Annotated in this window: 1 protein-coding gene and 1 pseudogene; one reads left to right on the top strand and one right to left on the bottom strand. The window is 51.1% G+C overall.

Going from position 1 to position 519, the window contains the following annotated elements; all coding sequences use genetic code 11:
- Positions 1-86 precede the first annotated feature (86 nt).
- Positions 87-338, bottom strand: a pseudogene (locus tag FKW19_RS15155) (transposase); the annotation flags it as partial.
- Here FKW19_RS15155 and FKW19_RS15905 point away from each other — a divergent pair.
- On the top strand, positions 310-519 hold a 210-nt coding region (locus tag FKW19_RS15905), incomplete at its 3' end, for a hypothetical protein (protein WP_238706783.1). The pseudogene FKW19_RS15155 and the gene FKW19_RS15905 overlap by 29 nt on opposite strands.

The following is a 519-nucleotide window of genomic DNA, read 5'->3' as shown; positions in this document are numbered from 1 at the left end:
GGCACGCTTTTATGCACAACAGAAATCACATGCATTAGCCGCTTAAATCAGATAAAAAACGTCTCCACAAAACCCGGGGCAATTCAGAACCACCAGTAAACCGTTTGCCATGGGCCAAAATGAACCGGAAGCATCTCCCAACCGCAGCCTGAGCGCACGAGATAGCGCAGAGCATTGATGATCTCACGGAAATCGGTTGTCCGTTTCCGACCACGCCGGTTCGCAGGGGGCATCAGAGGCGCTATGCGCTCCCATTCCTCATCTGTCAGATCAGACGGATAGCGTTTCGTCTTGCGTGTAATTCCGGCCATGCGGCCTCGTTGTGCTGGCGTCCACATCCTGCCTTTGAATCACAATCAAAACCTCTTGAAAACCTATCATAGCGAATTTCCAAAAGGGCTCTCAGAACTCAACAAAAAATGCAACTGTAGTGCTATGCCACGCCATATCCAACGGTCCAATGCAGGGAAGTCGGTGATCCGCTCGCGTGTCGAGCATGTCTTTGCCGATCAGAAATCA

The organism is Acetobacter sp. DmW_125128 (assembly GCF_008704325.1).
In the GTDB taxonomy this organism is placed as follows: Bacteria; Pseudomonadota; Alphaproteobacteria; order Acetobacterales; family Acetobacteraceae; genus Acetobacter; species Acetobacter oryzifermentans.
The sequence above is the reverse complement of the archived record's forward strand: the minus strand, read 5'-3'. Positions and strand labels throughout refer to the sequence as shown.